Origin of the sequence: Ensifer sp. NM-2 (genome assembly GCF_003024455.1) — a bacterium.
Lineage (GTDB): Bacteria > Pseudomonadota > Alphaproteobacteria > Rhizobiales > Rhizobiaceae > Ensifer > Ensifer canadensis.
Genome location: NZ_PVZR01000141.1, coordinates 1 through 458, shown reverse-complemented (window position 1 = coordinate 458; position 458 = coordinate 1). Strand labels below are relative to the sequence as shown.

Genomic DNA, 458 nt, shown 5'->3' with positions numbered 1-458 from the left:
CCACGATCCGCAGGGAGCGCACCGCCAGGTCCGAGCGATCCGCCGCGTTCACCGCGTCGTCCACGAAGGAGCGCGAGGAGCGGTGCAGCGGGTTGAACACGGTCTGCTCATGCGTGACGCGCAGCTCGTTGCGCAGCGCCTCCAGCGTGGTGTGCGTGCCGCGGCTGGCCACGAGCGCCATCCACGCGGTGCGGGAGTCGTCGTCCCGCAGGGCCCGGGAGAGGTCGCGCAGCACCGTGGCGATCGAGTTGTAGAGCCCACCCAGCTGACGCACCGCGGGGCGTCGCACGTCCTGGGGTGAGAGGAACGTGACGAGCAGGGCCAGGACGCCGCCCACGATCGCGTCCTGGCTGCGGACGAACGGCCCTCCCGCGCCGATGGGCAGGAGGACCACGAGGACGGACTGCAGGGACATCTGCATCGTGAACGTGGCGCCGGAGTCCAGGAACCGGGCCACC

The 458-nt window shown here is 71.6% G+C and carries 1 protein-coding gene; it reads right to left on the bottom strand.

Annotation, left to right across the window (positions count from 1 at the left end; all coding sequences use genetic code 11):
* Nucleotides 1-458 (bottom strand): hypothetical protein (locus C6558_RS39180; RefSeq protein ID WP_199197153.1); only part of this gene is annotated, 458 nt, incomplete at both ends.